This is a genomic window from Bacillus sp. YBsi01 (assembly GCF_038406745.1).
Classification (GTDB): Bacteria; Bacillota; Bacilli; order Bacillales; family Bacillaceae; genus Bacillus; species Bacillus siamensis.
The window spans coordinates 3651286-3671077 of record NZ_CP151679.1; the positions used below are offsets into that span (position 1 = coordinate 3651286).

The 19792-nt window shown below is 42.1% G+C and carries 25 protein-coding genes and 2 pseudogenes; 15 read left to right on the forward strand and 12 right to left on the reverse strand.

The features are described from left to right. The first annotated feature begins 4 nt into the window (after window positions 1-4). Together AADZ70_RS18430 and AADZ70_RS18435 are read left to right on the forward strand one after the other, a co-directional pair. Complete coding sequence (locus AADZ70_RS18430; RefSeq protein WP_342007450.1) at window positions 5-2995, forward strand: type I restriction endonuclease; 2991 nt, start codon at window positions 5-7, stop codon at window positions 2993-2995. A gap of 210 nt (window positions 2996-3205) precedes the next feature. Beyond that, the gene (locus tag AADZ70_RS18435) at window positions 3206-3724 is read left to right on the forward strand and encodes a DUF1643 domain-containing protein (RefSeq protein WP_342007451.1); all 519 of its coding nucleotides are present in this window, start codon (window positions 3206-3208) and stop codon (window positions 3722-3724) included. A gap of 81 nt (window positions 3725-3805) precedes the next feature. Here AADZ70_RS18435 and AADZ70_RS18440 read toward each other — a convergent pair whose 3' ends face one another. The 8 genes and pseudogenes from AADZ70_RS18440 to AADZ70_RS18475 all read right to left on the reverse strand — a co-directional run bounded on the left by AADZ70_RS18440 (window position 3806) and on the right by AADZ70_RS18475 (window position 9029). Beyond that, a complete protein-coding gene (locus AADZ70_RS18440) occupies window positions 3806-4261 on the reverse strand; it encodes a TIGR01741 family protein (protein WP_342008074.1) in 456 nt (151 codons plus the stop codon). A gap of 91 nt (window positions 4262-4352) precedes the next feature. Further along, a pseudogene (locus AADZ70_RS18445) lies at window positions 4353-4711 on the reverse strand (immunity protein YezG family protein). Then, a complete protein-coding gene (locus AADZ70_RS18450) occupies window positions 4701-5174 on the reverse strand; it encodes an antitoxin YezG family protein (RefSeq protein WP_342007452.1) in 474 nt (157 codons plus the stop codon). Before AADZ70_RS18450 ends, AADZ70_RS18445 begins: the two are co-directional and overlap by 11 nt. A gap of 33 nt (window positions 5175-5207) precedes the next feature. After that, window positions 5208-5669 (reverse strand): antitoxin YezG family protein, encoded by a 462-nt coding sequence (locus tag AADZ70_RS18455; RefSeq protein WP_342007453.1) that lies wholly within the window; start codon window positions 5667-5669, stop codon window positions 5208-5210. A 16-nt stretch (window positions 5670-5685) separates the two neighbouring features. Then, window positions 5686-6174 (reverse strand): immunity protein YezG family protein, encoded by a 489-nt coding sequence (locus AADZ70_RS18460; protein ID WP_342007454.1) that lies wholly within the window; start codon window positions 6172-6174, stop codon window positions 5686-5688. A gap of 83 nt (window positions 6175-6257) precedes the next feature. Continuing rightward, window positions 6258-6734, reverse strand: coding sequence for an antitoxin YezG family protein (locus AADZ70_RS18465; protein WP_342007455.1), 477 nt, complete (start codon window positions 6732-6734; stop codon window positions 6258-6260). Between the two features lie 197 nt (window positions 6735-6931). After that, a complete protein-coding gene (locus AADZ70_RS18470) occupies window positions 6932-7138 on the reverse strand; it encodes a bacteriocin immunity protein (protein WP_014417133.1) in 207 nt (68 codons plus the stop codon). 22 nt (window positions 7139-7160) lie between these two features. Beyond that, a complete protein-coding gene (locus AADZ70_RS18475) occupies window positions 7161-9029 on the reverse strand; it encodes a T7SS effector LXG polymorphic toxin (protein WP_342007456.1) in 1869 nt (622 codons plus the stop codon). Window positions 9030-9328: 299 nt separating this feature from the next. On the opposite strand from AADZ70_RS18475, the gene AADZ70_RS18480 reads away from it, so the two are divergent. From AADZ70_RS18480 to AADZ70_RS18515, 8 genes and pseudogenes are all read left to right on the forward strand, one after another. Next, complete coding sequence (locus AADZ70_RS18480) at window positions 9329-10048, forward strand: YebC/PmpR family DNA-binding transcriptional regulator (RefSeq protein WP_014469866.1); 720 nt, start codon at window positions 9329-9331, stop codon at window positions 10046-10048. Between the two features lie 341 nt (window positions 10049-10389). Then, a pseudogene (locus AADZ70_RS18485) lies at window positions 10390-10470 on the forward strand (spore coat protein); the annotation flags it as partial. 195 nt (window positions 10471-10665) lie between these two features. Next, window positions 10666-10914 (forward strand): spore coat-associated protein CotJA, encoded by a 249-nt coding sequence (gene cotJA / locus AADZ70_RS18490; protein ID WP_003155704.1) that lies wholly within the window; start codon window positions 10666-10668, stop codon window positions 10912-10914. Continuing rightward, the gene (gene cotJB / locus AADZ70_RS18495; protein WP_007408934.1) at window positions 10898-11161 is read left to right on the forward strand and encodes a spore coat protein CotJB; all 264 of its coding nucleotides are present in this window, start codon (window positions 10898-10900) and stop codon (window positions 11159-11161) included. Before cotJA ends, cotJB begins: the two co-directional genes overlap by 17 nt. A 14-nt stretch (window positions 11162-11175) precedes the next feature. After that, window positions 11176-11745 carry a spore coat protein CotJC gene (gene cotJC / locus AADZ70_RS18500; RefSeq protein WP_013351314.1) on the forward strand — a complete coding sequence of 190 codons (570 nt, stop codon included), beginning with the start codon at window positions 11176-11178 and terminating at the stop codon, window positions 11743-11745. Window positions 11746-11833: 88 nt separating this feature from the next. Then, window positions 11834-12367, forward strand: a complete 534-nt coding sequence (locus AADZ70_RS18505; RefSeq protein ID WP_045927135.1) for a GNAT family N-acetyltransferase — start codon at window positions 11834-11836, stop codon at window positions 12365-12367. A 30-nt stretch (window positions 12368-12397) separates the two neighbouring features. Next, a complete protein-coding gene (locus tag AADZ70_RS18510) occupies window positions 12398-12676 on the forward strand; it encodes a YesK-like family protein (protein WP_045927134.1) in 279 nt (92 codons plus the stop codon). 104 nt (window positions 12677-12780) lie between these two features. Further along, complete coding sequence (locus AADZ70_RS18515) at window positions 12781-13470, forward strand: DUF421 domain-containing protein (RefSeq protein ID WP_045927133.1); 690 nt, start codon at window positions 12781-12783, stop codon at window positions 13468-13470. 32 nt (window positions 13471-13502) lie between these two features. On the opposite strand, the gene AADZ70_RS18520 is transcribed toward AADZ70_RS18515, so the two are convergent. Both AADZ70_RS18520 and AADZ70_RS18525 read right to left on the reverse strand, forming a co-directional pair. Beyond that, a complete protein-coding gene (locus AADZ70_RS18520) occupies window positions 13503-13829 on the reverse strand; it encodes an antibiotic biosynthesis monooxygenase (protein WP_045927132.1) in 327 nt (108 codons plus the stop codon). A gap of 67 nt (window positions 13830-13896) precedes the next feature. Continuing rightward, window positions 13897-14259, reverse strand: coding sequence for a VOC family protein (locus tag AADZ70_RS18525; protein ID WP_049628048.1), 363 nt, complete (start codon window positions 14257-14259; stop codon window positions 13897-13899). 161 nt (window positions 14260-14420) lie between these two features. Here AADZ70_RS18525 and AADZ70_RS18530 point away from each other — a divergent pair, with 161 nt between their 5' ends. The 4 genes from AADZ70_RS18530 to AADZ70_RS18545 all read left to right on the forward strand — a co-directional run bounded on the left by AADZ70_RS18530 (window position 14421) and on the right by AADZ70_RS18545 (window position 16813). Beyond that, window positions 14421-15287 (forward strand): STAS domain-containing protein, encoded by an 867-nt coding sequence (locus tag AADZ70_RS18530; RefSeq protein ID WP_045927130.1) that lies wholly within the window; start codon window positions 14421-14423, stop codon window positions 15285-15287. Window positions 15288-15568: 281 nt separating this feature from the next. Then, complete coding sequence (locus tag AADZ70_RS18535; protein WP_016936952.1) at window positions 15569-15745, forward strand: YezD family protein; 177 nt, start codon at window positions 15569-15571, stop codon at window positions 15743-15745. Between the two features lie 30 nt (window positions 15746-15775). Next, window positions 15776-16078 (forward strand): hypothetical protein, encoded by a 303-nt coding sequence (locus AADZ70_RS18540; protein ID WP_045927129.1) that lies wholly within the window; start codon window positions 15776-15778, stop codon window positions 16076-16078. Between the two features lie 90 nt (window positions 16079-16168). Next, on the forward strand, window positions 16169-16813 hold the full coding sequence (locus AADZ70_RS18545; RefSeq protein ID WP_016936954.1) for a Bax inhibitor-1/YccA family protein: 645 nt from the start codon (window positions 16169-16171) through the stop codon (window positions 16811-16813). A gap of 36 nt (window positions 16814-16849) precedes the next feature. On the opposite strand, the gene AADZ70_RS18550 is transcribed toward AADZ70_RS18545, so the two are convergent. After that, the gene (locus AADZ70_RS18550) at window positions 16850-17362 is read right to left on the reverse strand and encodes a MarR family transcriptional regulator (RefSeq protein ID WP_342007457.1); all 513 of its coding nucleotides are present in this window, start codon (window positions 17360-17362) and stop codon (window positions 16850-16852) included. Window positions 17363-17511: 149 nt separating this feature from the next. Here AADZ70_RS18550 and AADZ70_RS18555 point away from each other — a divergent pair, with 149 nt between their 5' ends. Beyond that, window positions 17512-18633, forward strand: coding sequence for an FAD-dependent oxidoreductase (locus tag AADZ70_RS18555; RefSeq protein WP_045927126.1), 1122 nt, complete (start codon window positions 17512-17514; stop codon window positions 18631-18633). A gap of 36 nt (window positions 18634-18669) precedes the next feature. Here the strand turns inward: AADZ70_RS18555 and AADZ70_RS18560 are convergent, their stop codons facing one another. Then, window positions 18670-19740, reverse strand: coding sequence for a DUF3900 domain-containing protein (locus tag AADZ70_RS18560; RefSeq protein ID WP_064778021.1), 1071 nt, complete (start codon window positions 19738-19740; stop codon window positions 18670-18672). Window positions 19741-19792: the final 52 nt, after the last annotated feature.

Below are 19792 nucleotides of genomic sequence, written 5' to 3' on the forward strand. Positions count from 1 at the left end.
GGTAATGGCGATCGATACTACAGAAACAGGTTTTGAGACAAATATTGAATTAGCGTTAATCACTAGTGGCTATAAAAAGCGTGTGCTAGAAGGAGAGGGAAGTGCATCTTTTAAGCAGCATGCGATTGATGTTGAGGAGCTATTTGCATTTTTAGAAGATACGCAGGAAAAGCGGATGCGTACGTTAGAGAAATCGTATGGTCCTTCTTATAAGGAAGAAGTTTTAAAACGTATTAAAGCCCAGTTGTATAAACAAGGTTTGGTCGAATGTTTGCGTAAAGGCATCAAAGACCGTGGTATAACATTGCAGCTTGCGTATAATAAGCCACCTACGGATATGAATAAAACATTAAATGAGCAGTATAGGAAAAACCGCTTTAATGTTGCTCGCCAAGTGTATTACAGTGATAAGCATAATAATAGCTTAGATATGGTCCTGTTTTTAAACGGTTTGCCGCTTGTTGTGATGGAGCTGAAAAATCCATTAACAAATCAAACAGTTGAAGATGCGATGAAGCAATTAAAGATGGACCGTGATCCACGTGAGCAGCTGTTCAAATTTAATGAGCGTGTAGCTGTCTACTTTGCAGTTGACTCAGATGAAGTATTTATGACAACAAAGCTTGATAAAGGCAAAACATACTTCCTACCCTTTAACAAAGGCAATAATGGTGGGAAAGGTAATCCGTTGACTTACGGAGATAATTATCGTACGCATTATTTATGGGAAGAAATTTTAGCCCCAGATAGCTTGCTTGACATTTTATACCGCTTCATCTTTATTAAGAAAGACGACATTAAAGATTCAAACGGTGAAACAATAGGCGAGCGTCAAATGCTCATTTTCCCCCGTTTCCATCAGCTTGATGTTGTACGTAAGTTAGAAGCAGATGCTGCACAAAAGCTTGTCGGTCATAATTATTTAATCCAGCACTCTGCGGGATCGGGTAAGACGAACTCGATTTCGTGGCTTGCACACCGTTTAGCGAAGCTACATAACGAGGACAATGAATCAATTTTTAGTAGTGTAATCGTAATTACCGATCGCCGAGTATTAGATAAGCAATTGCAAGATGCAGTATATCAGCTGGAGCATAAAGCAGGGATGGTAGAGCCGATTGATAAAGATTCAGAGCAATTAGCACGTGCCATAAATAATGAGACACGTATTATTATTACGACGCTTCAAAAGTTCCCATTCATTTTAGAGAAAGTAGCGGGCTTAGAGCGTAAAAAGTATGCGGTCATTATTGATGAGGCGCACTCATCCCAGGGTGGTAAAGCTTCAACTGCATTAACCAATGTGTTATCAGATAAAACGTTAGAAGCAGCTTATGAGGAAGATCGTATTGCGGAAGAAAACTTAGGTGATGTGGACGAAAAGATCGTTGAAGCCATCATGAAAAGTGGTAAACAAGATAACGTATCTTTCTTTGCGTTTACGGCGACACCAAAGCCAAAGACATTAGAGAAGTTCGGTACAATTGGCATAGATGGCAAGCCGGCTGCATTCCATCAATACACAATGCGCCAAGCGATTGAAGAAGGCTTTATTTTAGACGTACTTGAAAATTATACGACCTATAAAACGTTCTGGAAAATTGCAAAGACAGTTGAAGATGATCCAGAGGTATCAAAAAAACAAGCTACTAAAAAGCTAGCACAATACGTGTCACTACATCCACATAGCATCGCACAAAAAACAGAAATTATTATCGATCATTATCGCAATTTCGTACAGCGCAAAATTGGCGGCCGTGCAAAGGCAATGGTTGTTACAGCAAGCCGTTTACACGCAGTACGTTACAAAATGGCTTTCGATAAGTATATTAATGAAATGGGCTACGATGATTTAAAAACAGTAGTTGCTTTCTCCGGTACTGTGAAAGATGGTGAGATTCATTATACTGAGTCAGAAATGAATAAGTTCTCTGAAAAAGAGCTACCTGAAAAATTTAATTCTGATGAATACAAAGTGCTACTTGTTGCAGAGAAATATCAAACTGGATTTGATGAACCACTGTTGCACACAATGTATGTAGATAAGCCATTAAGCGGTATTAAGGCAGTGCAAACACTATCTCGTTTAAATCGCACATGCCCTGGTAAGGACGATACATTTGTTTTGGATTTTGTAAATGATCCAGAAGATATAAAAGCGTCTTTCCAGCCTTATTATGAATCGACAAGTCTAACAAAAATTTCTGATCCGAATATCCTTTATGATATGCAGGCCGAGCTAGAGCCATATCAAGTATTTACTGAGGAAGAGGTGCAAAAGGTAAATGAGCTTGAAGTAACGGGTGGTGTGAAGAAGTCTACGAAGGCGCAAGCCGAGTTAAATGCGCTTCTCGATAAAGGTGTGGAGCGTTTTAAAAAACTTTCGGGAGAAGAACAATTCGCATTTAAACAAGTGGCTACGAAATTTACACGTACTTATGGCTTTGTGCTACAAGTTGTAACATTTATTGATTTAGATCTACACAAGCAATATATTTACCTGACGTACTTGTTACGTAAATTGCCACGGGGTCGAGGAGATAAGGACGTTTACTTGGCGGATGATGTAGCACTTGAATACTACCGCAATCAAAAAGTATTTGAAGGCAGCATTGAGCTTGAGAAAACGGGCGGCTACGACCTAGATCCTCAGGAACATGGTGCTGGGGGGGCGGCTGAAGATGAGAAGGTTCGTTTATCGAGCGTGTTAGAAAAGTTAAATGACCGCTTTGGCACGCAATTCACAGAAACAGATTTCCTTTCTCGTGAGCAAGTTAAAGAGGATATGTTAAATGACGAAGACATTCGCCAAAAAGCAAAAAATAACACAAAAGAAAATTTTAAATTCGCCTTTGAAAAATCCTTTATGGATTTCGTTATTGACCGCATGAGCAGCAATCAAGAGTTCTTTATAAAGATTTTAGAGAACGACGAGTTTAAGGCTTATATTATGGAAGATATGATGAATGAAGTTTATGGAAAAGTGAATGGTTAGCTTTTTAGTTTGGACGGAGTTATGATTTTAATCTTTTAAGGTTAGTCTTGGCTCCGTTACTTATATTATTTACAAAAAGGAAGTTTTTTAATAACGCATTATTACGATCCTAATAAGGTAGATATTTCGTCTATTACTATTGATGATAGGCAAAATATTATACCAGGTGTAAATTTAAGATATAGCTTATCAATTCCTTTTAAAAATCGAATGGAAGGTATTACTGTAACAGTAATATTAATGAATCCATCGGAAGCTGATTCAAATATTCCAGATAGAACTGTAAATAAATTAATTGATTTTTTCTATTGTTATGCCCATGAGAAAATTCAAGTGAAAAAACTTTACGTAGGAAATGTTATACCTATCTATGCTCCAAATCCAGCAGACACCTCAACAAAATTGAAAAGTATTCACGGTGCAAATCTATTAAATCATGTTCAAAAGAATAATATTAATACAGTTAGATCAATGATAAATGTTTCAAATATAGTTGTCCTTGCATGGGGGAAACCAAATGTGGGAACTGTACACAACCTTTATTACTATTCTCAAGTATATAAAATCATAGAGGTAATTTCAAATACTGATAAAGATACTTTTGTATTTAATATGGGAAATACAAACACAATCTTAACAGAACATGGCGACCCGAGACATGCTGGACGGTCAGCAACTTTAATTGATTTAATCAAAATAGATATTAATGAATTATTGGGGTTAGTGTGAAGGAGGGGAATTCGTGGATACAATCGAAAAGACTTTGATATCAAAAAAAGCCCAGCAGAGTAGGGCTGATCTATTTTTTAATTATAGACCGAGGTAACTAATTACAAATTCTTTATCATCCTCATCTTCAGGCAAAATACCAAGGTTTTTATATTCCCATATTGCGCTTCTTTCATATCCATCTAATTCTGATGCTAAAATATCATCATAATTATAATCTAATTGGAATTCTCCGCTACGATCCAATGTTAGTGTAAGGTTAGTCCAAACATCATTGTTATTATTTCTGTGTTCAGTTTTTAATTCTTCAAAAAGTTCTCTTAATTCTCTTAACAACGTCTTGAAAATATCCTTGCTTACGTTGTAATGGCTAGGTATATCTTGTGAATAAATAATTTGATTATTTTCTGGTGTTCTGAAGTAAAAAAGAACCATGGTAGAGTCATTTAATACTTCTGCATAAAGGTAAACTTTTGCCCATTCACAAGGTATGATGTCATTTAATTTCTCACAAATAAACTGGTACAAATCTTGCATTTTTTTAGTTTCCAACCTTTTAAACTCCTATTGTCGAGAGATCTTAGTTATAAAAAATAGCCCAGCAGTAAAGCGCTGATCCATTATTGATTTATAGACCGAAGTAGTTTATTACAAATTCTTTTTCGTCCTCATCTTTAGGCAATATCCATATTTCCAAACATCTCGTCTTTGAAGGTCATCAAGTTCAGACGATAAAACATCATCATAATTATAATCAATTGAAAACTTTCCGGTGTTTTGTAATTTTAAAGTGAGATTTGTTCAAATATCTTGATTGCCTAGCTTAAATTCTTCTTTTAGTTTATCAAATAGCTAATAAAAGTATATATCTGCTGAGTCATCAAGTATTTCAGCATATAAAACGATCTTTTCCCATTGAGATGGAATCATTTCATTTAGATGTTCAGCAATCTTTTGATATAATTCACCCATTTTTTCATTGTTCATTTAGATATTGTTCAAGGAACTTTCTGCTGCTCTCGCTTATTGGCGTAATTCCCAAGTGCTTATATTCCCAAATTACTTGTCGCTCAGTATCAGTATATTTTGAAGCGAGTACATCTTCATAATCATAATCAATTGAGAATTCACCGTTTCTATCTAAATTTAGTGTGAGGTTAGTCCAAATATCTGAGGATTGCTTTTTAAATTCATCCCTTAATTCATCAAATAAATCTTGAAGGTCTAGCAGCATATTTTTGTAAATTCGATTACTTACTTGAAAATGTTCTGGAATATCGTGTGAATAAATATATTCTTCGTCTTCATGTGTGTTAAAGAAAAAATAAACTTCTCTGGAGTCATCTGAAATTTCGGCGTATAGAGTAACCCTCATCCATTCGGAGGGAATCATATCATTTATTTTTTCAGCAATCTTTTGATAGAGTTGTTCCATTTTTTCAGTTTCCATTGATGATCCTCTACCTTTGAATTGTTGAACCCATTATTTAATATTTAGATAATCCTTAACAAATTCTTTGTCCTCTTCATCTTCAGGGAAAATACCCAAGTTATTGTACTCCCAAATCATTTGTCTTTCGTATTCGTCCAAATCAGACTCAATAACATCTTCATAATCATAATAAATTGAGAACGTTCCAGTGCTTTCAAGATTCAGTGTCAAATTTGTCCATGCTTCAGGATTATTTTCTTTAAATTCATCGTGTAACTGTTTAAATAACTCTTGAAGATCTAATAATAGTTCTGTATAAATTTTTTTACTAACTTGAAATTGTTCTGGAATGTCATGAGAGTATATATATTCATCGTTTTCTGGTGTTTGAAAGAAAAAATACACTTCTCGTGAGTCGTCTAGTATTTCCGCATAAAGAACAACTTTGCACCATTCAGAAGGGATCATTCTTCTTATGACATCAGCTATTTGCAGATAAATGTTTTCTAACATTGTTTTCCCAACTTTATTAGATTGGATTTTCAGGATAGTCTTCTAAGTATTTTTTTATTAATTTTTGTAATGATGGATCCTTAGGTTCTTCCCCTAAATATTTGAATTTCCAGATGATAAGCTGATCACTGAAACTATAATCTGTCTTAAACCAATCTGTATAATCAAAGTTGACAGTTAATTTTCCTGATCTTTCTAGGCTAAGAGTGAAAGAATAAAATAATTCTTGGTCATGATCTTTGAAAACATCTCTCATTTTTTCGCTTAGTTTAAATAATTCCATCTCATACTGATCGAATTCATTTTCGTCAATATCAAATTCAAACGGAATTTCAAGACTGTACTTAAAATGATTAGGTTCATTTTGAGAATTGTAAAAAAAGTAAGTGCCTCCGCCTGTCTCTGAAATCTGAGCATAGAACAAAAATTTCTCCCATGGTTCTGGTATCATTTCGTTAACGGTTTCAGCTATGTTTCTATATAATGCATTTAATTCATTTTCCAACAAGGATCAGCCTCCAGCTTTATAATTGGTAATTTGTAAGGATCATTTGTATCAAAAAACCCCCAAATAAAGGAGGGGGTTTTTTAATTTTGAGAATTTAGGTACTGCTCTAAAAAGGATTTTAAAGGTTTACTCTTAGGATAAATTCCTACATTTTTATAAGTCCAGATTGTTTGTCTTTGAGAGAGGGTATATGGAGATTGAATAACGTCTTCATAATTATAATCTATCGAAAATTCTCCGCTTATCCCCAGATTAAGTGTTAGATTAGTCCATATATCTTGATTGTTTTCTTTAAATTCATCTCGTAATTCCTCGAATAAGTCATGCAAGTCAAATAGTAGCTCCTCATAAATCAACTCACTGACATGATAGTGTTCAGGGGTATTATGAGAATATATAAAATCTTCACTATGTGGAGTATTGAAATAAAAGAAAACTTCAGATGAATCGTCGAGAATTTCAGCATAAAGAATAACTTTTTTCCATTCTTCTGGAATCATTTCATTAATTTGTTCTGCTATTTTTTGATATAATAAATCCATTTTTTGAGTCTCCATAAAATCATCTCCAGAAACAAAAATAGCCCAGTAGAGAAGAGCTATTTTTGTTTTGTAGATTCCAATACCAATAGACGGTGGGGGTACTATTTAAGTCCATCGGTGTAAATTATATGAGAACTTTAAAATTTCACCCCTAGAGTCCTAATTGGACAAAACATCTTGATTGTTATTGAAGGTTACGGGCTATAGTGTGATTACTCTTCTTTATAGTTTAGAGCAATCTCCACAATTTGCTCAGCTGTGTATTCTTCATCGCTCCAAAAAATTAAATCACTTGGTGCAGGATGAGGGACATTTTCTTCTAATAAATCGATGTATTTGCCAATTACCTCATCTTCTAATTCAGGATTCATAATTTTTTTCACCAATGAGACTAATTCTTCTTTTGACATTTTATTCAAGGCTAATTCTTCCTTTCTACATTTAATTTTTACTTCCTTTTTTTCCGAAATGATAAGCCGGATCTAGAATCTCTTGATGCATTTTGGGAGAAGTAATAATTAGGTTATCTAAATTATACACATCCCCACCTTTATCAATAGGTTGTTTATGGTGTAAAATATATGACTTATGTTTACCGTAATGCTCTTTTTTTGGCGCGATAGGGGAATTCCCGTTTTTCATTCTTGCTATGTTATTTTTATTAAATTCATTTGCATATTCAGTGTTTGCTATTGATTTCCAGAATTCTTTTCTGAACTCATCAAATGATTTGAACTCCTTCCCAAGGAGCTGTTTACGTACTTCTTGAGGTATAACCCCTAATTTACCATTATTGTACATTAGTCTTTCTTGAAGCTGAAGCCCTCTGCTTGGAATTGCTTTACCAGTTGCAACACCTGGAATGTTTCTTTTGGTGAACAGAATGCTAGATTCTTTAGTTTCTTCTATAATTTTCTTTAACAAAGGCGTATTCTTCACATTGTGAGTATTTTCAATATCCTGTGCTATTCCGGCAAGCGCGGGTTCGTACTTGTTTTTCGAAACGGAATTGATATAGCCTTTTCCTTTTTCAATCCCGGTTTTTACATGTTTTGCAGCCGCTTTTTCTCCGGCTTCCAAGACGTTATCAACTTTGGCGGCGCCTGTTTTCGCGAGCTTGCTTGTTACTTTTACAGCTGATCCGGAACCTTTTAGTCCGACGATGCTCCCGATGGCGTAGGTGATGTAATGTGATCTTGAATACGCATCCCCGTTAACCATTTTATCATTCCATGAATCCGCCAGGTTTGTCCATATGATTTTTGCGTAAGAGGGCGTGTTCAGTACAGCCGATATGGTTTTAGCGACTTTTTGTTCATCAGAGAGATGGTAAAAATCCCATGCGCCGACAGCCAGATCTTTGACGCCGGTTACGGTGTCTTTTCCGACATCATAAAGGCCGACGCCTATTCCTTTGACGATATCCCAAGCCGTTTCGCCGACTTCTTCGAGCTGTTTTGCTTGTTCAAGCTGCATCACATATTGCACCTGAGCGGGTTCAAGGTTTTCATAGCCGATCTTCTTCGCGATTTCCAAATACTCATCCGGATCGGTGACACCATCAGCCAGCTTTTTCTTCAGATCCTTGATTTCCCGCTCTTTCGCTTCTTCCTTTTTAATCGTCAAATAAGCATCCGAATGTCTTGCGATATCACCTTTTTTCTTATGGGTGTCGCTTTCTCGGTACGCTTGGGCATTGTAGTGAAGCGGCGTGGCGCTTTTTCCTTTGCCTGTGGCGTTTTGGAGCTGCTGAAAGTCGGCTTGAATGAACTGTTCGTTCGCTTCAGTTTCTGCGTATTCTTTCGTTAGATCGTGATCAAGTTTGCCGAGCTTATGTATGGTTTCGTTTCTTTTTTTGTCAGCTGAAGAAAGCTTCTGATCTGTGCTTTCCGTTGAAAACAGATCAAGCGAGATGATGTCTTCGATCTCACCGAGGATGGAGCGCATGTCCTTTTTCTGCGCTTCCATAATCGCCTTTGATTTACTGAGAGCGTGGGTGAGCTCATGCTCCAGAAATGATTCCTCCACATGCGAATTGGAAAGTCCGGCATCTTCGACCTTGCCGGGAAGGCTTGTGAGAAATGCGATTTTCATGTCGATCAGATCAAGCCAGCTGTCTGTGACGCCGGCGTGATCCTGGAAAAAGGCTTTGATGTTGTCGGCGCCCCGGCCTGAGAAATCATTGTCACCAAGATCAGCCATGCCTTGAAACGCTTTTTTCAGGTTGACCATCTGACCGCGCAGTTTTTTATATTCACCCGCGCGCTGTTTGGCAGCGGCCAGCAGGCTGTTTGCTTCGAAAACTTTCATGACCATATCCTTTCTTTTGTTCGATATCAAAATTTTACCACGTGAATCGGGGTATACAGTGTAGGAAATAGGTAATAAGAATAAAATGAATCTTTTGACTTGCGACTTCCTTCCTTTATGAAGGGAGGCTTTTTATGTTTTGTACAATAACCCTCAAATACGGCTTAGTGCGCCGCGGTGATTTTAAGCGTGCCTGTTTTTTCTAATGTCTTACACTCGAAACAACCTAATCGCTGAGGTATAATAGAAACAGAGTATTAAATCATACAGATTCAATTCGTGAAAGAGAGTGGAACAAAATGGGCCGTAAGTGGAACAATATTAAAGAAAAGAAAGCATCAAAGGACGCAAATACGAGCCGGATTTACGCGAAGTTCGGCCGTGAGATTTATGTGGCGGCAAAACAAGGCGAGCCAGATCCGGAATCGAACCAGGCGTTAAAAGTGGTGCTTGAGCGCGCAAAGACGTACAGTGTGCCGAAAAATATTATTGAGCGTGCGATTGAAAAGGCGAAAGGCGGCGCGGAGGAGAACTTTGACGAGCTGCGTTACGAAGGTTTCGGGCCGAACGGTTCAATGATCATCGTTGATGCGTTAACGAATAATGTAAACCGCACGGCGCCTGAAGTTCGTGCCGCATTCGGGAAAAACGGAGGAAATATGGGTGTGAGCGGGTCTGTCGCTTACATGTTCGATGCGACTGCCGTTATCGGCGTTGAAGGCAAGACGGCGGATGAAGCGCTGGAATTGCTGATGGAAGCTGACGTGGACGTGCGCGATATCTTAGAAGAGGATGACAGTGTTATCGTGTATGCTGAGCCTGATCAATTCCATGCCGTACAAGAGGCATTCAAAAATGCCGGTGTTGAAGAGTTCACAGTTGCGGAGCTGACGATGCTTGCGCAAAATGAAATCGAGCTTCCCGAAGATGCGAAAGCTCAATTTGAAAAGCTGATCGATGTGCTGGAAGACCTGGAAGACGTACAGCAGGTTTATCACAATGTAGATTTAGGCGAATAAAGACAAAAAGGCCGGGGCGGCATAAGTTCCGGCCTTTTTATTTTGCTTATGCGGCCGGCCTGTATCGTATTTCTCCGTAAGCAATTATTGATTATTTCACCAAAACTGGGCGGATGCCCATACGTTTCCTTCCGCATGTCATAAACTGGACTGTAACCTATGTGAAGGAGCGATAAATCATGGATGAAAGAAGACCGATTTACGGCGGCGGCTTTGGCGGCGGCTATGGAGGGTTTGGAGGCTACGGCGGCTACCCGGGATACGGTTTTGGCGGTTACGGAGGCTACGGCGGCTTCGGAGGATATCCGGGATACGGTTTCGGCGGAGGCTACGGCTACCCGGGATACGGTTTTGGCGGTTACGGCGGCTATGGCGGAGGCTACCCGGGATACGGTTTTGGCGGCTATGGCGGAGGCTACGGCGGCTACCCGTTCCATCATCATCATCATCGGGACAGTCAATATATCTGACCATTCGGGAAAAAGCACTCTTGGACAGCAAGAGTGTTTTTTTGTGACCGTTTCTAAGCGCCGGGCTTTTTTCATTTCTTGCGGGGCATAAATGCCGTTACGGGTTCATACCTATTAAGGTCATGTGTTTAGGAAAGGAGGATCGTAATGAAAGAAAATCAGCCGTTTACACCGGTTAAATCTTATAAGCCCTTCCACAGCCGGTTTGATCCCTGCCCGCCGATCGGGAGAAAATACTACAGAACGCCGCCGCATCTTTATATGCGGTTTCAGCCGTATCACTTGGAGCAGTTTTCTCCGATGGAGGCATTGAGAAAAGGGACCCTTTGGAAGGATCTTTACGATTTCTATGATAATCCTTATCGGGGGGGAATCGAATATGGCGAAAAAGATTGATGATGAATACTATCGGCTGCTGGAACAAATCCAGGCGGCGGACTTTGTCTTGGTGGAGCTGACGCTTTATCTGGATACGCATCCCCATGACCGTCTCGCGCTTCAGCAGTTTCATGAATATTCCCGGTACTCAAGGCAGCTGAGAAAACGGTTTGAACCTGAGTACGGACCGCTTCTGCAATTTGGCGTGAGTCAGGTTGGCGCGCAGTGGGATTGGGGCCGCGGTCCTTGGCCGTGGCAAGTATAAGGAGGGATCTGTAAATGTGGGTATATGAAAAAAAGCTGCAGTATCCGGTTAAAGTGAGCACATGCAACCCGATGCTGGCTAAGTTTTTGATTGAACAATACGGCGGGGCTGACGGCGAATTAGCCGCCGCGCTCCGGTATTTAAACCAGCGCTACACGATTCCTGATAAGGTGATCGGCCTGCTGACGGATATCGGCACGGAGGAGTTTGCCCATTTGGAAATGATTGCGACGATGATTTATAAGCTGACAAAAGATGCGACCCCGCAGCAGCTGCGTGATGCAGGGCTCAGCGACCATTACGTCAATCATGACAGCGCGCTGTTTTATCATAATGCGGCCGGAGTTCCGTTCACGGCGTCTTACATACAGGCGAAGGGAGACCCGATCGCTGATTTATATGAAGATATCGCGGCTGAAGAGAAGGCGAGAGCGACGTATCAATGGATTATTGATATTTCCGATGACCCTGACCTGAATGATTCACTCCGTTTTCTGCGTGAGCGTGAAATCGTTCACTCCATGCGTTTCAGGGAAGCGGTTGAGATTTTAAAAGAAGAACGTGATAAGAAGAAAATTTTTTAAACGGCCCTCAAACATGACGGCTGTTTTTTTCCTTTCTGCGTTTGGTCTATAATGAAGGTGTCGAATATTCTGATTACGGGAGGATTTTATGACACCATTTACGATTACGGAAGAGATGGCGGGAGCCTTCCGGGTCACCCCCGCCCGGAAGGATGATACAAAAGAGGTGATGGAGCTGCTCGTGTCAGCGGCGGAATGGCTTCGGGATAAAGGGTCAAACCAGTGGAGCGGGCTTTTGCAAGGGGAAGATACCCACAATATGCGGGAGGCAATCGCCAAAGGACATGTTTTTCTATTCAGGCAGAAAGCTGAGCTGGCCGGTGTCGTCATGCTGCTCCCCGAAGCAAGCGAGTGGGACAGACATCTATGGGGCAATCAGGGACATGGAGAATCCGTATATCTGCATCGGCTGGCGATTAACAGGCGGTATGCAGGCGCGGGACTCGGCCGGACGATCATGACTTGGGCGGAGACGGGGGTGTCTTGTCCGGAAAAAACGAAAATCCGGCTCGATTGCGTGTCTGATAACAAGGCGCTTCAGTCGTTTTACAGCGGGATGGGATACGAATCAAAAGGATTTGCATCAGATTATCATTTGTTTGAAAAAGAGATGAGCAAATAAAAAGCTCCTCATGACGGAGGTGCAAGAGACATGGGATATTTTTATCTGATCTGTCTGGCCGCGTTTTGTCTTAATTTTGCCGTATCGGCTGTTCTCCGTAAAAAATGGCCGAAAAAGATGTGGCCTGAATGCCTTTTGGCGGTACTGGGCCTTGCTGCATTCGGTACGGTTGTTTACAGCATTTTCGGTGTCGGCGGCTGGGAAGGGATGGGCCTGGGCCTTGCTGCGATGTTTGCCGGTTTCGGAGCGGCCGTCGGTTATGTCGCTGAGACGTGCGTTCGGGTCGTGAAATCGAATCAAAAACATTAAACTGAGAAACGCGGCTGCGGCTGCGTTTTTTGTGTTTTCGGCCGCTGTATAGAAAACAGGCGGATGTCCATAATGGTAATGACTTTTAAGAAGAAGGTGCAGATATGGGACATTTATTTACAGTGGCTTGGGAATTAGTATGCGGTTTGGGTATTTTATTTGTGATTTTAAAATTGCTCGGAAAAACTCAATTCTCACAGATTACGCCATTTGATTTTATTTCGGCGCTTATCCTCGGCGAATTGGTCGGAAATGCGGTGTATGATAAAGGCGTCAGGATCGTTGAAATCATTTTTGCTTCTCTGTTATGGGGGATTTTAATCTATTTCATCGAACTGATTACGCAGAAAGTGAAAAGCTCCAGAAAGCTGTTGGAAGGCGAGCCGAACATTGTCATTCATAAAGGAAAACTGAAATATGATGTGCTGAAAAAAAATAAATTGGACATTAATCAGCTGCAGAGCCTTCTCAGACAGGCGAACTGCTTTTCCATACAGGAAGCGGAATATGCGATTTTAGAAACAAACGGGATGGTCAGCGTCCTGCCGAAATTTCCGTACGACACGACGAAAAACGGCGACATGCAAATAAAACCGAAGCAGGTCTCTTTACCGGTCACACTGATTATTGACGGTGAAGTGCTGCACGAAAATCTGAAAGAAGCCGGGGTGGAAGAAGAACAGCTGATGCAAGACCTGAAAAAGCAAAACATCAAAAAAACGGAGGACGTGTTGTATGCGGAATGGAAGCCCGATAAACCGCTGTTTGTCCTGCCGTATGAGGAGAAAAAATAAAAAGAGCTTTGCCCCGGGGCAAACGCTCTTTATTATTTTCCGTGTACGCCTGTTTTAACGGCTTTGACATGATACATACCGACGTCCGTCCCAAGCATGTAATCAGGTTTCGGCTTGCCTTGGTTTGCTTTGTGGGCCGCGATGTGATCTTCGCTTTTTTCCCATTGTTTCCAATGGTCTTCTGACTCCCAGCGGATTAAGACGACGACTTCTTCATCGCCGCGGCGGATTTTTTTCTCCAGGACTGTTACGTCAATCAAGCCTTCCTGCTTTTCAATTACGCCTTCTGAGCTGAAGCGTTCGATCACTTTATCGGCATGTCCTTCTTTTACGGTCATTTTTCTGATTTGCACGAACATCTGGCATCTCTCCAATCATTTTCATGTTTTATTTTAAATGAAAATGATTCTCAAAGTCAATTGGGACTCATGATTTGAGGAGAAAGACATGGCCTTCCTCGTCTTTAAATTGCACGAAGCTGCCCCACTCCATTTGTTTCGGTTCATCTATAAATGTGACGCCGTTTTTTTTCATCTGTTCGTACGCGGCAAAGACATCTTCGCATTCAAATACGATTGAAGCCTCCATATGCTCGGCCCCTTTCATCATCGCTTTCGGATAGATAACCAAATGAGTCTCGGCTCCTTTTGGCGCTACTTCAAGCCAAAAGGCATTCGGGCCCATCGGATGTTCGGCGACGGTTTCAAACCCCGCTTTTTCCGTCCAGAATGTTTTCGCTTTTTGCTGATCATCAGTGTATACGGCGACTGTCGCGATTTTTTTGATCATCTTACTGACCTCCTGTTTCATTTCTTTTATAGTGTGTCCTGCAGGCGAAAAAAGCAACCGAAAGCTTTAATGTGCCGGCTTTTTTTTATTTCTCTAGTACGATCGGCAATTCCGATTTATAATTTAGACAAAAGTACATATTCTTGAAAGAGGAGACGGCAGTGAACAAAGACCAATTACTTCATGATTATATTATTACACATTCGGCCGAGCTGACGGAAAAATGGCTCAAGCTGAGACGGAAGCTGAGAGGGCATTTTTATTCTGCGAATCAATTAAGTGAGGAAATGAAACAGCTGCTGATCGAGCAGCATACCTTTACGAACACGGCCGTCGCAAGCGCTTTTTTGGAAGACCCGGCTGTTTTTCAGCATAACAAAGAAAAATGGGCCGCACAGGTAGCGAAAAGCAGAGTGGAGCAGGACGCGCAGGTTCATGAGGTCGTTGAAGCGATCGGCAATTCAAGAACCGTCTTTTGGGAGGCGGTCACCCGTTTTATAGATGAGCATCAGGATATCGTAACAAAAGAGGATGTCCGCCGCTGGAATCACCTTGTTAACAGCTCATTTGATCAGCTGATGACGGATTTTACTGAACAGTATCAGACATTAATGATCGCGAGGCTGTCATCTCAGCAGGAGCTTATTTCCGAATTGAGCTGTCCGGTTATTTTGATCGCGGATACGATCGGCACTCTGCCGCTCATCGGCGCGATTGATACGAGACGGGCGCGCGTGATATTGGAGACGGTGCCGGAAAACTGTGTCGCCAAACGGATCACAAACCTTGTGATTGATCTGTCCGGTGTGCCCATTGTCGATACGATGGTGGCGCAGCAATTGTACATGCTGTCGAAAACGTTATTTCTCCTCGGCATCAGAACCGTATTTTCCGGCATTCGGCCTGATGTGGCACAGACTTCTATCCAATTGGGACTTGATTTTTCAGCGTATCAAACCTACGGCTCTCTGGAGCAGGCGCTCGCCAGCATGGGTGTCACATGTACGATCGAGGAAACAAAAGCATAGAAAAAAGGTGCTCCGGCCAGAGGCGGGGCGCTTTTTTTGTCAGCGGGAAACAATTACGATTATCCGGTCAATTGAAGGCATATTATGTTCCTTTTTTAAAAAGGAGATCATATGCCTTTTTTTATGCAGAGAAAGAGAAAAGAAATCATATCCAAAAATCGTGTAAATGTTATTGATTTTTGGAGGGAAACATAATAGTATAATTATATATTTCTTATCAGAATAGTATGAATTAAAATCATTGTCTTAAGATGAACGGCCAGACATAAAGGGGGAGCATGATGACGTCCAAAGGAAACGTAGATCCGCATGTGGTTGAAAAGATTATCAGTGCGCTGGAAACGATCGATTTCGGGACTGTTCAGATTACGGTTCATAATTCCCAAGTGACACAAATTGATAAGGTGGAGAAATATCGATTTTCCCTGAAGAGCAAAGAAGCAAAACAGCAATCTTAAAAAAACGGCCAATGACAGGAGGCGGTACATATGAAGCATTCAACTGTTCCTTTCCGGGAGAGCCGGTATCTGCACCTGCCCGAAGTGCGCTTTCTGCATTGGTGCACAAAGCAATACGGCATAAATAAAGGCGTGCTGAATACAATTGACGGCTGGTTTTATGATGCGGGCATCATTCCCATTCCCGTCAGGCGTCTTTATGTGCTGGCGTTTCTCGATTATGCGAAAACGCCGGGACAGAAGGGGAATATCCGATTCGGGCACGGCGGATTGACGAAAAAACTGCATGATTTCATGAATATGCAGGAGTGTGCAGCAAAACGCCAGGCCTGATATCCTTAAAATCTTCTTAAAATCATGCAAATTTCTCCCATTTTATTTATAATAGACCTATCACGATCATTTTTTGGGAGGACTTTTGACATGCAAACTGCTGCTTATGAGAGCAAACAATCTATTATGCAGCGCATTATAACGGTATTTGTGTTTACGCTGTTAGTTGCGACAATCGGCCTGTATACCGGCCAGTTCATTCCGCCGGCATTGATGCTGCCGCTTTCGATCTTAGAGGTCGTCATGATCTTCGCGGCGTTTTGGCTGCGCCGAAAAAAAGCCGTCGGGTATGCGTTTGTGTTTTCATTCGCTTTTATTTCCGGAATGACGCTGTTTCCGATTATCAGCCATTATGCGTCCGCAGCGGGCGCCTATGTCGTATTGGAGGCATTCGGCTCTTCGTTTGTGATTTTTGCGGTGCTCGGCACGATCGGCGCTAAGACGAAAAAGGACTTGTCGTTTTTATGGTCCTTCTTGCTTGTTGCTGTTATCGCGCTTCTCGCGGTGGGGATCTTTAATATTTTCAGCCCGCTGAATTCCGCCGCTATGATGGCGTATTCCGTCATCGGAACGATTGTGTTTTCAATGTACATCTTATACGACCTGAACCAGATCAAACACCGTGACATCACGGCGGATCTGATTCCTTTGATGGCATTGACGCTTTATATCGACTTTATCAACCTGTTTATCAACCTGCTTCGGTTTTTCGGGATTTTAAACAGTGATGATTAACCGCGCGAAAAAGGCGCCCTTCTAAAGGGGCGCCTTTTATGTTCTGCCGCCGGAAAACAGCAGAATCTTATCAAATAAAACTTCAAGCATTTTTGTGAAGGCCGCTTTTTCTTCAGCGGTGAAGTTTTCCATCACACCTGAAATCTTAGAAAAGTGGCCGGGGAGGAACAGTATCAGCTTTTCTTTTCCTTCCTTTGTGAGCTCGATACTGATTTTTCGTCTGTCGCCGGTATGCCGGCTGCGGTTTACAAAGCCGTCCCGTGCGAGTCCGTCGATCAATCCGGTGATGGTCGCTTTGGTGACGTTGGATTTTTTCGCCAGCTCCGTCGGACTCAGGCTGCGGCCGGGTGCGTCAAACAGAAACATTAAAATTTTGAATTTGCCTTCTGACAATCCGTGACTTGAGAAATAATGCTCCATGACATGATTCATTTTTTTCGCCATATCAAATAAAGTCAAAAATGTTTTCAATGAGTCAGCATCCATATCGGCGTAAATCTCAGCGTGTCCGGCAATCTGCGAGTAATCCGGCAAATCTCTCAATTCCATTTTTGTAAGCCTCCGTACATTTTTGTGATTCAAAGTATAAGCTTGCCGGGTTCAAAAGGCAACTTATAAAGATTGACAGTTTTTCAGCCTGTATAGTAAGGTGGCTAATAGTTAATGAGTGGTAAATAAATAGAGAAGGCGGTAACGTGATGAACCATGAAGTGAAGAAGATCATCATAGCGGGCGGAGGGATCGGCGGCTTGTCCGCAGCGATTTCTCTCGGGAGAGCGGGTTTTGAAGTGACCCTTTGCGAGGCGGCGTCCGACATGCGAAAAAGCGGGGCGGGCATTCTACAGCCTCAAAATGCGCTGCGGGTGCTGAGGGAAATCGGGGTGTATGAAGAATGCTGCCAACATGGCTTTCAAACGGAATGGCTGAAGCAGCATGATGAAAACGGAACGCTGCGGTTTAAAGTGAGTGAGGCGTTTTTAGATGATTCATTGCCTGGGAGGAATAATATACTTCGGCAAACCTTAAATGATGTCCTCAGAAAGCATGCTGAAGCGGCGGGGGTTACGATTCTGCTGGGGAAAAGAGTCGTATCTTACGAAGAAACAGCAGATGAAATAACGGTGCATTTCGCAGACGGAACCGCGATGACGGCTGACATTCTCGCCGGTTTTGACGGCATCCGCTCTGCTGTCCGCGATCAAATGCTGCAAAGGGAAGTGGAAACGGAGTATCTCGGCATGGGGGCGCACAGATTTTACATTTCTTTTCCCGAGCCGATATTTCATGATTCGACACTGATGTATAAAAAAGGGCAGACACAGGTCGGGGTCGTGCCGCTGTCCGAAAAAACAGGATACGTATTTATTATCCGGCCGTATGACGCTGACTTCAGGGATGATGAGGACACGCGTTTTGAACGGGTGAAAGACTTGCTGCGCGGATTTCCTGGAGTGAAGTTTGTGATAGAGAATATGTCAAAGGAATATCCCGTTTTGTTTCATAAGGTTGAGCAGATGGCGGTCAAAGAGCCGTGGCACAGAGGCCGCGTCGTTCTCGGCGGGGATGCCGTCCATGCAGGAGCGCCGACATTGGCGCAGGGCGCGGCGATGGCGATTGAAGACGCGATCGTGCTTAGTGAAGAACTGCAAAAGCACAAAAACCATGAAACTGCATGTCAAGCATACTTCGAACGACGGGCGGAGCGGGCTTTACGGGTGCAGAATCTCTCATCTGAAATCGTCCGCCGCGAGATAAAGGGAACGCCCGGCGTCCAAGACATCATCGGTGAATGCTATCGATTGCTCAAAGAGCCTTATTAAATAAAGAAAGTCCAGAACATAGCGTCTGGACTTTTGTCAGTCTTGTTCAGATTTATTCCGTATCCGCTCAATCACCTCATGCAGCCCCTCAGGCCTGTGAAACTCCACCGGCGAACTGCCTTTTTCAAACGAGATCGTCTCCGCCTCAATGAGCGCGACATAGCGCCCGTTTACTTTTGCGAGATGGATGGATTCGCCGAAATCGGCCAGCAATCCTTTAATCTCTGTTTCTCCGACTTTCATTTTCAGCTCGGCTTCCGGCGTATGTTCAATGATCTGGGCAGATGCCTCGATGACTTGATGGGTGTCGAGGCGCTCCTGAATTTCCCGCTTTTCACTCGCTTCCCAAATTTCAATGTCATGCTCAAACTGCTGAAGCTCTTCGCTGTTTTCTTCAAAGGTTTCATACACGTGTTCCTGCACCATATTCATGACTTGGTTTTTCATGATTTCCGGCATCGATTCGCCGTATTCGACAAATTTGAGAAAGTCCTCAAAATAACGGGCATGCGAGGCTTGGTGGATTTTCAGCTCGTGCTCTTCCGTCATGCCTTCTTCCGGCATATACGGATATTGAATGCTTTTCATGTTTTTTGTCGTGATGGCCATTTCGACCTTTTTAATGAGAGATGAGGCGTCTGAAATCCGGGCGACCTTCGGCTCGAAATCGCATTTCATCATAAAGACGAACTTGTCCTCAAAATATTTACGCGGCACAGCCGATGCCACGATAAAAACACCGCCGCGAACGGCGCTCGTGTCCAGATAAGTGCGGACGAACTGCTCGCTTGCTTCGATAAATGCATCCTTCGTATCCGCAAGTCTGGCACGGTTGAAAAGGTTGTAATTCGGATTTGAATCAAGCTCATGACCCGGCTCCGTGATAAAATGGCCGATTTTTGTGGGGACCTGCTCGGATTGCGGATGCCGTTCGGCTTTCCGTTTGACAATTTTCTTCAATTCCCCGTCCAGGAAATCCTTCAGCTCGCTTTCTTCAAATTCTTCCGTATCAAGCGTCTGGAAATGTTTGAACTGTTTGTTTGCCTGTTCGTCTTTTCCTTCCACTTGAATGACATAAAACGATAAAAACTTGATTTCAAAATCCATATATGAACTCACCTTATTTCTGTATTTGACAAGCCTCTCCAGTATAGAAAAA